Genomic DNA, 13,626 nt, shown 5'->3' with positions numbered 1-13,626 from the left:
GCTGTTATCGCTGCAGCGTCATCCCGAGATAGACGCTGCCGGCATCGTATTCGCGATCGGGCAGGTCGCTGCGCAGGGTTTCATAGCGTGCCCTGCCGGTTATTCCGGCGTAGCGGTTCAGCCACCATGTCAGGCTGGCTTCGCTGCGGATCGTGAGTTCCTCAATGTCCGAGCTGGAGTAATCACGCCAGTCGAGGCCGAGCAGCGCGGTTCCGGTCAGGTTGGCCCGCAGCTCGCGCGTCAACGCCAGATTGGCGGAGTAGAGGATGGAGCCGGATTCGCCCGGGGTGCCGGAGCCCTCGATATAGGTGGCGCCGGAAAGCGCGACGGTTGTTCCGCGCACCGGCGACCAGGAGACGTTGCCGGCCACTGAAAGCCCGGAGATCGTTTCCAGCCGATCGTCGTCAGGGCTTTCGCTCAGCCAGCCGGCGGAAATCTCGCCCCGGAACTTTTCCGTGCGGTCGAATTCGAGGCCGGCGCGCAAGCCCAGCCTGTCCGCCGAGCGCTCATAGCCTGCCTGGTCGAATTCCTCGTCATAGATGCGCCGTCCGACCTCGCCTTCCAGGAACGGCGTGAGGGCGGGGGAGATGTTGTAGCCGCCGCGAAGCTTCACCGTGGCGAGCGTGGAGTTGCGGTCGTCCTGCGGCAGATGCCCGCCCCCGGAAAGTTCGGCGTCGCCATAGATGTCGCGCACCACGTCGCCGGTGGCTGCCAGGCGAAGCTTGCCGGCGTCCTTTGCCAATCCGAGGCTGCCGGTCAACGTATGGCGGTCCGGACGCGAGACCGTGTCCTCGATGAAGAAGGGCGAGGAGGCCGATTCCGGGCGCACGAGGTAGCCGGCGGCGGCGGTGGCCGAGTAGCCGTCGACGAGGTCCAGCCTGAGATTGCCGCTTATGCCGCCTTCCGGCTCGCGGATATCGCCGCCGGAAATCGATTTGCGGAACGTGCCGTAGGCGTCGAGCGTGGCGGCATGGCGTGACCAGTCGGAGACGGCGTTGAGCCGCAGGCCGGTCTCCGAGAAGACGGCGGAATCGCCGTTCGGGCTGGAATTGGCGTTCGAGGTCCAGCCGAGACCCTGGTCCGCCCTCGTGGTGACGATGAAGCTGCCCAGGCGCAGGCCGAGCGGCGCGTAAGGGTTCTCCTCACGCGTGCGGGGGAGGGCCTCGATCGCGGAGACACGGTCGTTTTCGGGTGGGGCGCGGCGGTTTCTGTTCTCGTCGAGACTGTCCACCCTGGGTTCGGGGACCGTGGCGGTCGTCACATCCTCGTCGGACGGGACGCGTCGAGCAGCACTGCGATCCGGCCGCTGGAGGTCGCGGCGACGCTCCTCCGTGCGCGCGGCCGCGGAAGGCGAGGGGATCGGCGGCACGATGCCGTCCTCCGAAAGTCCGGAATCGGCCATCGTTTCGGCGTCGCCGACGTCGGGAACGTAAGGAGGCGGATCGAACCCCGCATCAGGCTGTGCCTGCGCCGCGCCCGCCGCCCGGCCTTCCCCGAGCAGCGCGCCGTTGACGCTCTCCTCGCGGACCTCGCCGCGCAATCCGCCGACTTGTTGGGCAGCCACTGGCGTACCCGACAAAAGCCATGCCGAGCCGGCGTATGCCAGCACGGCGAGCACGCTTGCCCCGCGCGACAGGATTTTTCCTTGCAGCCTGAAAGTTGACATCGCCGCCCAATCGAAGAAATGCGCGAAGCGCGCAAAACCCTACCGAACCGTAAATCGCGATGGTTAACGGATGGTTGAGCAATTGGCGCGATCCTGCTCGCAGGCACGAAATGTGGCTACTCAATATTGGACAGGGCGGGCGATAAGGGGTAATCGCTTCCGCATGCTCGAAAGGACCAAGATGAAGCCGCTGGACAGGAAGGCTGCGATAGCCTCGGGTCTGAGAACGCTCAACACCGAAATGGCCGGGCTGGCGGCGCTGACAGGCGCGCTCGAGGACGGCCTGGCGGCGCCGTTCGCCGACGCGGTCGCCTTGCTCGCCGATCTTTCGGGGCGCGCGATCGTCACCGGCGTCGGCAAGAGTGGACATATCGGCACCAAGATCGCCGCGACGCTGGCGTCGACCGGCACGCCGGCCTTCTTCGTGCATCCCGCCGAGGCCGTTCACGGCGATCTCGGCATGATCGCCCGCGACGACATCGTGATAGCGCTCTCATGGTCGGGCGAGACCTCGGAGCTGAAGGGCATCGTCAACTATGCGCGGCGTTTTGCCATTCCGCTGATCGCCATCACGTCCGGGGTGGAATCGGCGCTCGCCCGCGAGGCGACGGTCGTGCTCGGACTGCCCAAGGCGCAGGAAGCCTGCCCGCACGGGCTGGCGCCCACCACCTCGACGCTGATGCAGCTCGTGCTCGGCGACGCGCTGGCTATCGCGCTTCTGGAAGCGCGCGGCTTCACGCGCGATCATTTCCGCGTTTTTCATCCGGGCGGGAAGCTGGGCGCCAGCCTCGTCAAGGTAAGCGAGATCATGCATGCCGGCGAGCGGATGCCGCTGGTTACGACCGGGACCGGCATGCGTCAGGCGATCCTCGAAATCTCGCGCAAGGGCTTCGGTTGCGTCGGCATCACCGATGAGGACGGCGCGCTGGTCGGGATCATCACCGATGGCGACCTGCGCCGGCACATGGATGCCGACATACTCTCGATGACGGTCGATGAGGTGATGACGAAGGGTCCGAAGGCCGTGCAGCCGGACACGCTGGCCGCTGCGGTGCTGCAGATGATCAACTCGTCCTCGATCACCACCTTGATGGTGGTGGAAGGCGGCAAGCCCGTCGGTATCGTCCATCTGCACGATCTGCTGCGGATCGGCGCGGCCTGAGCCTCAGGCCGTACCCTTCGATGAACCCTTCATAGGGGCTCCACCGTCAGATCGCCGCCCTTCGCCTCGACCACGCGCACGCGCGCGCCGGTGGGCAGGTCGGGACCGGTGACGCGCCACAGCGTATCGCCGACGCGGATGCGCCCGTGTCCGTCGCGGATCGCTTCCTCGAGCGTCGCCGTGCGGCCGATCAATTGCTGGCCGCGGCGGTTAAGGAGGGGTTCGTCGCTGTTTTCGTTCCGGCTGTTGCCGATCAGCCTCTTGCCCACCACGACGGAGACCAGCGAAAGGGCGAGGAAGACGAGCACCTGGACCTGCCACGTCCAGAAGCCGGCGTCCCAGAGCTGCAGCGACAATGTGCCGGTGAGGACCGCGGCGATGCCGATCCACAAGAGGAACACGCCCGGCGCCAGGATTTCCAGCGCGAGAAGCACGAAGCCCAGAACCATCCAGTTCCAGGGGCCGAGTTCCGCGATGAGGTTGGCGATCATGACGTCACCTCGCGATCATTCGGAGCGCGTGACCGGCGGACGGGAAGTGGAGCGTCGCTGCGCCGGTGCCGGCTGCTCGCCATTGAACACTTCCTTCGCGATCGCGCCGATGCCGCCGAGCGAGCCGATCAGCGAGGACGCCTCTATGGGCATCAGAACGACCTTGCTGTTGTTGGCGGAACCGATCTTGGCCATGGCTTCCGTGTATTTCTGCGCCACGAAGTAATTGATTGCCTGCACGTCGCCCTTGGCGATCGCCTCGGACACGACCTGGGTGGCGCGCGCTTCGGCTTCGGCGGCGCGCTCGCGCGCCTCAGCGTCGCGGAAGGCGGCTTCCCTGCGGCCCTCCGCCTCCAGCACCTGGGCCTGCTTGAGCCCTTCGGCCTCGAGGATCTGCGCGCGCTTGTTGCGTTCGGCCATCATCTGGCGGGCCATGGATTCCACCAGGTTCGCCGGCGGATTGATGTCCTTGATCTCAACGCGCGTCATCTTGATGCCCCAGGGGCTCGCCGCTTCGTCGACGATCCGGAGCAGCCGGTCGTTGATCGCGTCGCGGTTTGAAAGAAGCTCGTCGAGGTCCATGGAGCCCATGACGGAGCGAATGTTGGTCATGGTCAGGTTGAGGATGGCGTTCTGCAGTCCGGAAACCTGGTAAGCGGCCTGCGGCGCATTGAGCACCTGGTAGAAGGCGACGCCGTCGACGGCGACGATGGCGTTGTCGCGCGTGATGACTTCCTGGGTCGGCACGTCGAGCACCTGTTCCATCATGTTCATCCGCGCGCCGATGCGGTCGATGAACGGGATGATGAGGTTCAGGCCGGGGCTGAGCGTGCGGGTGTATTTGCCGAACCGCTCGACGGTGTAGTTGAAGCCCTGGGGTATCGTTTTGATGCCCGCGAAGATGAGGAGCAGGACAAAGACGACCAGCACCAGGATGAGGATGTCGAAACCGGAAAACGGCATGGCTTGCTCCTAGGACCCGCGTTTGGATGGTGCCCGCGGCCGAAGATCCGGCGCAAGCTGCCACAAAAGACTTAAGGTCGATCGCCGCCGCGCGCAATTGCCGAGAAGCATGCAACTACCGGTAATCAACCGTTGGCTCGGTTGAAAACGGTGACGCGGCTTGCACACGCACCGCTCAGATCCAGCCGGAGAGTTCCCGACGCACCAGCGTTTCGATGACGAGCATGCCGTCCTCGCTGTCGTTCAGGCAGGGGATATGCGCGAAATTCTCGCCGCCGGCATGCTTGAAAATCTCGGCCGCCTCCTGGGCGATCTCCTCGAGCGTCTCGATGCAGTCGGCGGAAAAGCCCGGATTGAGCACCGCGATCGACTTCACGCCTTCCCTGGCGAGCTTTTCGACCGTCTTGTCGGCGTAAGGCTGAAGCCATTCCTGCGCGCCGAAGCGCGATTGGAAACAGGTGATCAGCTTGTTCTCGTCCCAGCCGAGGCGTTCGCGCAGCAGCCGCGTCGTCTTCTGGCAATGGCAGTGATAGGGGTCGCCGCGCTCGAAATAGACCTTGGGAATGCCGTGATAGGAGGCGATGACCACTTCGGGCTCGAAGTCGAGCTTGGAAAGATGCGTCTCGATCGAGCGCGCGAGCGCGTCGATATAGACCGGCTCGTCGTAGTAGGGCGGCACCGAACGCACCGTCGGCATGTTTCTGATCTTCATCAGTGCGCGATAGAGCTGGTCGTTCGCCGTCGCCGTCGTCGTCGCCGAAAACTGCGGATAGAGCGGGAGCATGACGATGCGATCGCAGCCTTGCGCCATGAGACTGTCGACTGCGCCGGCGATCGACGGATTGCCGTAGCGCATTCCCCATTCCACGACGAGCCGATGATCGTCGGCAAGCGCTGCGGCAAGCTTCTCCGCCTGGGCCCGCGTGATCGTGCGCAGGGGCGATTCGTCCTTCTCGCGGTTCCAGATCTTGGCGTAGTTCGCGCCCGATTTCGAAGGTCGCGTCGTCAGCACCGCACCGTAGAGGATCGGATACCAGAGCACCTTGTTCATCTCGATGACGCGCGGGTCTGAAAGGAATTCGCGGAGATAGCGCCACATGGACTTGTAGTCCGTGCCGTCCGGCGTGCCGAGATTGACGAGGAGAACGCCGATCCTGTCCTGCTTGACCTTGGGGTGACCGTCCGGCAGGGGGCCGATTGCCTTGGCGGTTTTCATATCCAGTGCTGCCCGAAAATTCATGTGTCACCACTCCTTGGCGTGGCCGGAAACTAATGCCGTGGCGACCGTTTTCAATATGCCTGCTTGCCGCACCCGTTTGAAAGCGAATCCGCCCGGGTGGTGTCCGGGCGGATCGTCGGCGCGGATGCGCGGGGTCTAGTTCGCCGGCGGGATGGTCAGCGTTTCACCCACCAGCAGGCGGCGCGGACGCAGTCCCGGATTGGCTTCGGAAATCGTCCGCCATTTCGCGCCGTCGCCGTAGAAGCGCGCGGCCAGATCCCAGAGCGTGTCGCCCTGGGCGATCACATGGCTCTGCTCGCCGCCCGCCGCATCTGCCGCTGGCTCGGACTGTGCGGTCTGGGTGTCGGCCGGAGCCGGCTGGGCCGGCGCTTCGGTTTGCGCGGGAGCGGTTTCGCCAGCGGGAGCCGGCGGGGCTGTTTCACCCGCGGCGGGTTGTTCGGTTGAAGCCGGAGCTTGTGTCGCCGCCTCGGCCGGCGTGCCCTCGGCGGGCTCCGTTCCCGTTGGGGAGGCCGCAGGCTGTGCGGCATCGCCACCTGTCGGTGCACCCGCGGCCGGTGCACCCGCTGCCGGGGCTTGCGGGGCCGCTCCCGTCGGCGCCTCGGCCGGGACCGGTTGCGAGCTGTCTTCGCCAGCGGCGGCAGCGGCGCTCACCTCGGTGACGCGCCCGTCGAGCTTGGGCGTGTAGGGGCGGTTGGCCGCGAGATAGTCGGCGACGACCTGTTCCAGTCCCGGACCGTAATCATAGGCGTTCTGGGCGTTGTTCGCGAAGATTTCGTAGCCGTCGCCGCCGCCGCGCACGAAATTGTTGGTCACGACGCCGTAGACCTTTTCCGGATCGATCGGCACCCAATTGCCGTTGTCCTCGACCTCCACCGACTTTACCCGGCCCTGGTTCGGAGCCACCGACTTGTCGAAGGTGTATTTCACGCCGGCGACCTGCGGGAACTTGCCCTTGCCTTCCTCTATCTCGCTGAGTCCGGCCTCGATCGAGGCGACGATGTCCTTGCCCGAAAGCTGGAACGTGGCCAGCGTGTTCTGGAACGGCAGGACGGTGAGCACCTCGCCCATGATGATCACGCCCTGGTCGATCGAGGCGCGGATGCCGCCGCCGTTCTGGAAGGCGATGCTGATGCCCTGTCCCTTCACGCGGTCGAGGATCGCGTCGGAGATGAGGTTGCCCATCTCGCATTCCTTGGCGCGGCAGGTTTCGCGGCTGCCGTCGATCACGGCGGTCGTCTCGGAGATTTCCTTCTTCTTCATCTCCTCGATCGGCGCGCCGAGTTCGGCGACGCGCGCAAGCACCGCCGGGTCGGGTTCGATCGAATTGTCGAGATAGAGCGGATCGCCCTTGGCCTCCTTGACGACGCCGTCGTCGTCGAAGGTCACCTTGAACTCGCCGAGATATTTCGAATAGGAGGCCGCCTGCGTGACCGGCACCTTGTAGCCTTCGGGGTTGTCGATCATCGTCGGGTAGGGCCCCTCGGCCTTGTCGTCGGTGTTCGACAGGAGCGAATGGGAATGACCGCCGACCACCACGTCCACGCCCGGGATCTTGGCGATCATCTCCATGTCGCGAACATAGCCGACATGGGTCAGAGCGATGATCTTGTTGACGCCCTCGGCGGTGAGCTTCTCCACTTCTGCGGTGATGTTCTTGATGTCATCCTCGATCGCGATGTGCGGGCCCGGAGAAGCGACCTCCGGCGTGTCCGTGGTAACGGCGCCGATGATGCCGATCTTCTCCCCGCCGACCTCGAGAACGATCGACGGCCTGATCCTGTCGCCGACCTTGGATTGCGCGTCGGGATGCACATTGGCGCTGAGAACGGGAAACTCGATCTTTTCCAGGAACGGCACCAGCGCGTCCTCGCCGTCGTCGAATTCGTGATTGCCGACGGTCATGGCGTCGAACTTCATCAGGTTGAGGAATTCGGCCTCCACCGCGCCCTTGTAGGTCGAATAGAAGAGCGACCCCTGGAAATTGTCGCCGCCGTTGAGAAGCAGCACGTTCTCGCCTTCGAGCGCCTTGCGCCGGTCGGCGATCGCGGTGACCAGGCGCGCCGCGCCGCCGATGCATTCGCCCTTTTCCTCCTCCTCGGAGGAACAGGTCGATTCGAATTTGTTGTTGGACTCGATCCGGCTGTGCCAGTCATTGATATGAAGAATGTTCAACGTGTAGTCGGCAAAGGACGCCGATACCGACATGGCCAGCGCCGATGCTGACATCGCCGCGACAAGGGTGAGCTTCTTCATGTTGCGTTCTCCCGATTGATCCCTGCAGAAGTCTATCTGACCTGGTTTGCTGACGGTTTTTCTACACAGCCGCTTTTTTCTTCATGTTTTCATTCCGCAAAGGCCGACGCAAGCGCTTTCGACGCCGGCACGTCATACCGCATGATCGCGTTTTCCCTACCGCAGCAGCCTTATCCAGCGGGCCAGGTTCACAAGGGTCATGAGCGCCGCCGCGACATAGGTGAGGGCGGCGGCGCGCAGAACGCTTCGGGCTGCAGGCATGTCCCGGTCGGCGAGATATCCGCCCTCCCGGAGGATCGGCAGCGCCTTGGAAAAACTTGCATCGAATTCGACCGGCAAGGTGACGATGTCCACGACCACGCGCACGGCAAGGAGGGCAACGCCGAAGCCTACAAGGGCGGCGAAGGCGGCCGGAGTGCGCGCCAGCACGCCGAGGACGGGCGCGGCAACGAAAAACCACGCTGCCGCGCGATCGGTGTATGTCGCGAATTTCACCAGCCCCTGGCGCAGGGCGAGAAGCCGTTCGCCATTGGCGTGCTGCAAGGCGTGGCCGACCTCATGGGCGGCGATCGCCACGGCGGACAGGGAGCGCCCGTCGGCATGAGCGGGCAGGAGCCTGACGGTTCTCGCCTCGGGATCGTAGTGGTCGCCGCGCTCGGTCTTCTCGACCGAAACCGCATCAAGTCCGAAACGATCGAGGAGATGGCGCGCCAATTCGGCGCCGGTGCCGGGAAAATCCGGCCTGTCGGCGCCGTGACGGTCTATCGTCCATCTGACCCAGAACTGTGGAAGAACGATGATTGCGAGCAGCAGCAGAACGGCAATTGCGACGATCATCCACCGTTCCGCCGGCTATCGCGGATGCCGCGTCAGGAAACGCCGGTCCGGCGCATGAGCGAGAATTGCTGGCCGCCCGAGCTGGTGCAATTGAGCTGGGTCGGCGACACCATGAGGCAATTGAAGCTGATCGGCTGCTGCCGGATCATCGACGTGCCGGTGATCTGGACCGTGTTCTGATCGCGCATCACGAAGCGGCCCTCGGCGAGGGTGTTGCCGGTATCGTTCGCCAGCGTCTGGAAGATGCCGCCGGAAAAGCGGGAATAGGAGGCGCCGTCGCTGCCGGCCCATTCGCCGTCGACGGGGCTCGGACGCGGAGCTGCAGCAACCGGCCCGCCGCCGCTCATGGGCGGAACGTCCGTTGCCTGGCAGCCCGCCAGTGCCATCAGGGCCGCAACGGGAGCCGCTGCGTAGAATCTGCGCGCATTCATCATGCCGATTTTCCTCTCCTCGGTACGATTGTCCCTTCAATCGCCTGTTTTTCCGGCGAAAGCAAGGATGCCGGCTCAGAGATCTACCGGACGAGAATGTTGCGGAACTGCCATGGATCGCGCTTGTCGATGTCCTCGGGAAAGAGGCCGGGCCGACCCTCCAGCGGTGTCCAATCGGTGTAGTAGCCCTTGACCGGGCCGAGATAGGGCGACTGGACTTCGAGGCAGCGGCGATGGTCCATCTCGTCCGTCTCGACGATGCCGGCCTTAGGGTTTTCGAGCGCCCAGACCATGCCGGCCAGCACCGCCGACGTCACCTGCAGACCGGTCGCGTTCTGGTAGGGCGCGAGCTTGCGCGCTTCCTCGAGCGAAAGCTGCGAACCGTACCAGTAGGCATTCTTCTTGTGGCCGTAGAGGAGCACGCCGAGCTCGTCTACGCCATCGACGAGCTCGTTTTCGTCGAGCACATGCTGAACCGGCTGCGCCTTTCCGGCCGCACCGAACATCTCGTGCAGCGAGAGCACCGCGTCGTTGCACGGATGGTAGGCATAGTGGCAGGTCGGGCGGTAGGTCACCTCGCCGCCCTTGTCGCGCACGGTGAAATAGTCGGAGATCGAGATCGCCTCGTTGTGGGTGACGAGGAAGCCGTACTGTTCTCCGGGCGTCGGACACCAGGTGAGTACGCGCGTGTTCGCGCCCGGCTGTTCGAGGAAGATTGCCGCCTTCGAGCCTTTCCGGTGCTTGCGCGCGTTCCTGGGCATCCATTTCTCATGCGTGCCCCAGCCGAGTTCGGACGGCTGCAGGCCCTCGGAAATGAAACCTTCGACCGACCAGGTGTTCCAGAAGGTGTTCAGCGGCTTCGGGTTCTTCGCGCGCTGGGTGTCGCGCTCGGCGATGTGAATGCCCTTCACGCCGGCCTTCTTCATCAGCTTCGCCCAGCCCTCGCGGCCGCCCGTGGAAGGCTCCTTGTATTTTAGGCCGAGGTCGTCGGCGAGGTTGAGCAGCGCCTTCTTGACGAACCACGAAACCATGCCCGGATTGGCGCCGCAGCAGGAGACCGCCGTGGTGCCGCCGGGATTGCCGCGTTTTTCCTCGCGCACGGCCTCGCGCAGCGCATAGTTGGTGCGCGAGGCGTTGTCGGCCTTGGTGTCGAAATAGAAGCCGAGCCAGGGCTCCACCACGGTGTCGATGTAGAGCACGCCGAGTTCGCGGCAGAGCTTGATCAGGTCGAGCGAGCCGGTGTCGACGGAGAGATTCACGCAGAAGCCCTGACCGCCGCCCTCGGTCAGCAGCGGCTTCAGCACCTTCCTGTAGTTCTTCGTGGTGATCGCTTCCTGGACGAAGCGGATGCCGCGCTCGTCGAGGAGCTTCCTGTCGGCGTCCCGCGGGTCGATCACCACCATGCGCGATTTGTCGAACTTGAAATGGCGCTCGAGGAGCGGCAGCGTTCCCCGGCCGATGGAGCCGAAGCCGATCATCACGACAGGACCCGTAATCTCGCCGTAGACCGGCCAGTTTGCGTTCGCCATTTCCTGAAACTCCCGTGATTGGACTGGTTGCCTGAACGGCGAACCCGAAGGGCGGCTAAACCATAATACGACGTCACAATAAACAACGATCTCACAATAAGGCGGAATCGGCCATCGTCGATCCCATGGAGGAGGTTTTCGATTGGCGCAGGCATCGCCAAATCTCACGCCAAGGGTTTCGGCCCTCCGAATTCGGCGCTATGTAGGTTCGCCGGCTTGGGGTCGGTGTCGAACGACGGCGTTCTATCCGCCGTCGCAAGAATGATAATCGAGGAAACAGGACAGTTCCGATGCCGCAATACCGTTCGCGCACAACTACCCATGGCCGCAACATGGCCGGAGCCCGCGGACTCTGGCGCGCAACCGGCATGAAGGACAGCGATTTCGGCAAGCCGATCATTGCGGTGGTGAATTCGTTCACCCAGTTCGTGCCCGGCCACGTGCATCTCAAGGATCTCGGCCAGCTCGTCGCGCGCGAGATCGAGGCGGCCGGCGGCGTGGCGAAGGAGTTCAACACGATCGCGGTCGATGACGGCATTGCCATGGGTCATGACGGCATGCTCTATTCGCTGCCGTCGCGCGAGATCATCGCCGACAGCGTCGAATATATGGTCAACGCGCATTGCGCGGACGCCATGGTCTGCATCTCCAATTGCGACAAGATCACGCCCGGAATGCTGAATGCCGCGATGCGCCTCAACATTCCCGTCGTCTTCGTTTCGGGCGGGCCGATGGAGGCGGGCAAGGTCGTGCTGCACGGCAAGAAGCATGCGCTGGATCTCGTGGACGCCATGGTCGCGGCGGCCGACGACAACGTCTCGGACGAAGACGTGAAGGTCATCGAGCGCTCGGCATGCCCGACCTGCGGGTCTTGCTCGGGCATGTTCACCGCCAACTCGATGAACTGCCTGACGGAAGCGCTCGGGCTCTCGCTGCCGGGCAACGGCTCGACGCTCGCCACCCATGCCGACCGCAAGCGGCTGTTCGTCGAGGCCGGCCACCTCATAGTCGATCTCGCGCAGCGCTATTACGAGCGGGACGACGAGAGCGTGCTGCCGCGCAACGTCGCCAACAAACGCGCCTTCGAGAACGCCATGTCGCTCGACATCGCGATGGGCGGCTCGACCAACACGGTTCTGCACATCCTGGCGGCGGCGCATGAAGGCGGCATCGACTTCACCATGGACGACATCGACCGGCTGTCGCGCAAGGTACCGTGCCTGTCCAAGGTGGCGCCGGCGAAAAACGACGTGCACATGGAGGACGTGCACCGGGCTGGCGGCATCATGCGCATCCTCGGCGAACTGGATCGTGGCGGCCTCATCCACCGGGACAGCCCCACGGTTCACGAAGCGACCCTGGGCGACGCCATCGACCGCTGGGACATCACCCGTACGCACAGCGAATCCGTGAAGACCTTCTTCCGTGCGGCTCCCGGAGGTGTGCCCACCCAGACGGCGTTCAGCCAGGAAGAACGCTGGGATGATCTGGATACCGACGGCGAAAAAGGCGTCATCCGCTCCGTCGAGCATCCGTTCTCGAAGGATGGCGGGCTCGCGGTGCTGAAGGGCAATGTCGCGCTCGACGGCTGCGTGGTGAAGACGGCCGGCGTCGACGAGTCGATCCTGAAATTCACCGGACCGGCGAAGGTCTTCGAGAGCCAGGACGCGGCGGTGAAGGGCATTCTCGGCAACGAGGTCAAGGCAGGCGACGTCGTCGTCATCCGCTACGAAGGCCCCAAGGGCGGGCCGGGCATGCAGGAAATGCTCTATCCGACCAGCTACCTGAAGTCGAAAGGGCTCGGGAAGGCCTGCGCGCTGCTGACGGACGGCCGCTTTTCGGGCGGCACGTCCGGCCTGTCCATCGGCCATGCATCCCCGGAAGCGGCGCAGGGCGGCGCGATCGGGCTGGTGCGCGACGGCGACGTGATCGACATCGACATTCCGGGCCGCACGATCAGCCTGCGCATCTCCGACGCGGAACTGTCCGCGCGCCGGGCCGAGCAGGACAAGCTGGGCTGGAAGCCGGCCGCGCCGCGCAAACGCAACGTGACCACCGCGCTCAAGGCCTATGCCGCGTTCGCCGCGAGCGCCGACAAGGGCGCGGTGCGCATCCTGCCGGAGTAAGGCGAGGGCGGCTCACCCGGCCTTCGCTATCCTCTCCAGCGCCGCGACCAGCCGGTCGCGGTCGGCAGTCAGGCCCTTGTAGTCGAGCTGGGCTTCGTCGAGCGCGTTCAGTTGCCCGGCGAAAGACCCCGCGAGGCGGGCAGCGTCGGGGTCGCGGGCAAGGACCTCGAGCGGATCGAGATAAATCCTGATCGTGAAGAGGATGTCGCGCGAGAGCGGCAGCTTGCGCAAGGTCTGGCGCTCGACGCGAATGAAGGCGTTGGCTGCAAGTTTCTCGTTCGCGAAACGCGCGGATCTCGCCGATGCGCGATCGATCCGCTGGTTTTCGCTCAGGGGATGATAGAGGTCGGGATTCGCCTGTATCGACCAGTTAAAACGCTCGACCGGCTGCGCCGCCTGCAGATTGTCGAACATACGGTCGATCAGCGTCGCCATCCGCGTTCCCGGTCCGAAGTCCGGCACGGGATCGTGGATGTCCTGAAGGGGCCTGCCGAATTTCTCCCGCAGCGACCACGAGGAGGGAAAGCAGAGCGAGCCGGCCGCGAGTCGCCAGCCGTCCTCGCCCTTGCGCATCACGATCAGGTCTTCCTGGATGAGCAGGGAGGCGCGCACCAAGGGTGACGCATCCGCATCGGTCGGGTCGGAGCCCAGCCTCTCCACACCGCCGTCGGTTCGCCGATAGTCAGGGCCGTGATGGTCCAGGAGATGGTCCTCGACGAGGCCCAGGACTTCCGCCTGCGCATCCCGCGTATCTTCCTCGGCGACGAAGACCTTGTCGGGGATGCTCGCGTAAAGCCGCTTCTTCTCGGCGAGATAGGCGTCGAAATGCCGGTCGATCTCGATCCAGCCCGGCAAGGCGAGCGGCTTCAGGCCGATGGTGAATGGTTTCGTCGAACCGTCGTAGGGGGTATAGGCGGGCATTCGTCCC

At 64.5% G+C, this 13,626-nt stretch carries 11 protein-coding genes; 2 read left to right on the top strand and 9 right to left on the bottom strand.

The window, feature by feature from the left end; translation table 11 throughout:
- Window positions 1-4 precede the first annotated feature (4 nt).
- On the bottom strand, window positions 5-1,666 hold the full coding sequence (locus XW59_RS13820; protein WP_047145905.1) for an outer membrane beta-barrel protein: 1,662 nt from the start codon (window positions 1,664-1,666) through the stop codon (window positions 5-7).
- Between the two features lie 163 nt (window positions 1,667-1,829).
- On the opposite strand from XW59_RS13820, the gene XW59_RS13815 reads away from it, so the two are divergent.
- On the top strand, window positions 1,830-2,828 hold the full coding sequence (locus tag XW59_RS13815; RefSeq protein WP_047145904.1) for a KpsF/GutQ family sugar-phosphate isomerase: 999 nt from the start codon (window positions 1,830-1,832) through the stop codon (window positions 2,826-2,828).
- Between the two features lie 29 nt (window positions 2,829-2,857).
- Here the strand turns inward: XW59_RS13815 and XW59_RS13810 are convergent, their stop codons facing one another.
- The 7 genes from XW59_RS13810 to XW59_RS13780 all read right to left on the bottom strand — a co-directional run bounded on the left by XW59_RS13810 (window position 2,858) and on the right by XW59_RS13780 (window position 10,572).
- Window positions 2,858-3,319, bottom strand: a complete 462-nt coding sequence (locus XW59_RS13810) for an NfeD family protein (protein WP_047145903.1) — start codon at window positions 3,317-3,319, stop codon at window positions 2,858-2,860.
- Between the two features lie 15 nt (window positions 3,320-3,334).
- Entirely contained in the window at window positions 3,335-4,282 is a 948-nt protein-coding gene (locus tag XW59_RS13805) for an SPFH domain-containing protein (RefSeq protein WP_047145902.1), read from the bottom strand.
- Between the two features lie 175 nt (window positions 4,283-4,457).
- Entirely contained in the window at window positions 4,458-5,522 is a 1,065-nt protein-coding gene (gene hemH / locus XW59_RS13800) for a ferrochelatase (protein WP_047145901.1), read from the bottom strand.
- Window positions 5,523-5,657: 135 nt separating this feature from the next.
- Window positions 5,658-7,775 (bottom strand): 5'-nucleotidase C-terminal domain-containing protein, encoded by a 2,118-nt coding sequence (locus tag XW59_RS13795; RefSeq protein WP_047145900.1) that lies wholly within the window; start codon window positions 7,773-7,775, stop codon window positions 5,658-5,660.
- Window positions 7,776-7,931: 156 nt separating this feature from the next.
- Window positions 7,932-8,612: a zinc metallopeptidase gene (locus XW59_RS13790; protein WP_170990153.1), complete on the bottom strand. Its 681-nt coding sequence runs from the start codon at window positions 8,610-8,612 to the stop codon at window positions 7,932-7,934.
- 32 nt (window positions 8,613-8,644) lie between these two features.
- Window positions 8,645-9,043 (bottom strand): hypothetical protein, encoded by a 399-nt coding sequence (locus tag XW59_RS13785; RefSeq protein WP_348639314.1) that lies wholly within the window; start codon window positions 9,041-9,043, stop codon window positions 8,645-8,647.
- An 83-nt stretch (window positions 9,044-9,126) separates the two neighbouring features.
- Window positions 9,127-10,572, bottom strand: coding sequence for a homospermidine synthase (locus XW59_RS13780; RefSeq protein ID WP_047145898.1), 1,446 nt, complete (start codon window positions 10,570-10,572; stop codon window positions 9,127-9,129).
- A gap of 290 nt (window positions 10,573-10,862) precedes the next feature.
- Here XW59_RS13780 and ilvD point away from each other — a divergent pair, with 290 nt between their 5' ends.
- A complete protein-coding gene (gene ilvD, locus XW59_RS13775) occupies window positions 10,863-12,698 on the top strand; it encodes a dihydroxy-acid dehydratase (protein ID WP_047145897.1) in 1,836 nt (611 codons plus the stop codon).
- A 12-nt stretch (window positions 12,699-12,710) separates the two neighbouring features.
- Here the strand turns inward: ilvD and XW59_RS13770 are convergent, their stop codons facing one another.
- Complete coding sequence (locus XW59_RS13770) at window positions 12,711-13,619, bottom strand: DUF3445 domain-containing protein (RefSeq protein WP_047145896.1); 909 nt, start codon at window positions 13,617-13,619, stop codon at window positions 12,711-12,713.
- Window positions 13,620-13,626 lie beyond the last annotated feature (7 nt).

The sequence above is a fragment of the Aquamicrobium sp. LC103 genome, assembly GCF_001014615.2.
Classification (GTDB): Bacteria; Pseudomonadota; Alphaproteobacteria; order Rhizobiales; family Rhizobiaceae; genus LBCQ02.
This window is presented reverse-complemented; position numbering and strand designations above follow the sequence as displayed.

Bases quoted from the DNA above. Each gene is read 5' to 3' on its own strand.
- hemH (WP_047145901.1), bottom strand. From the start codon at position 5,522: ATGAATTTTCGGGCAGCACTGGATATGAAAACCGCCAAGGCAATCGGC.
- XW59_RS13815 (WP_047145904.1), top strand. From the start codon at position 1,830: ATGCTCGAAAGGACCAAGATGAAGCCGCTGGACAGGAAGGCTGCGATA.
- XW59_RS13820 (WP_047145905.1), bottom strand. From the start codon at position 1,666: ATGTCAACTTTCAGGCTGCAAGGAAAAATCCTGTCGCGCGGGGCAAGC.
- XW59_RS13785 (WP_348639314.1), bottom strand. From the start codon at position 9,043: ATGAATGCGCGCAGATTCTACGCAGCGGCTCCCGTTGCGGCCCTGATG.
- XW59_RS13810 (WP_047145903.1), bottom strand. From the start codon at position 3,319: ATGATCGCCAACCTCATCGCGGAACTCGGCCCCTGGAACTGGATGGTT.
- ilvD (WP_047145897.1), top strand. From the start codon at position 10,863: ATGCCGCAATACCGTTCGCGCACAACTACCCATGGCCGCAACATGGCC.
- XW59_RS13805 (WP_047145902.1), bottom strand. From the start codon at position 4,282: ATGCCGTTTTCCGGTTTCGACATCCTCATCCTGGTGCTGGTCGTCTTT.
- XW59_RS13770 (WP_047145896.1), bottom strand. From the start codon at position 13,619: ATGCCCGCCTATACCCCCTACGACGGTTCGACGAAACCATTCACCATC.
- XW59_RS13780 (WP_047145898.1), bottom strand. From the start codon at position 10,572: ATGGCGAACGCAAACTGGCCGGTCTACGGCGAGATTACGGGTCCTGTC.
- XW59_RS13790 (WP_170990153.1), bottom strand. From the start codon at position 8,612: ATGATCGTCGCAATTGCCGTTCTGCTGCTGCTCGCAATCATCGTTCTT.
- XW59_RS13795 (WP_047145900.1), bottom strand. From the start codon at position 7,775: ATGAAGAAGCTCACCCTTGTCGCGGCGATGTCAGCATCGGCGCTGGCC.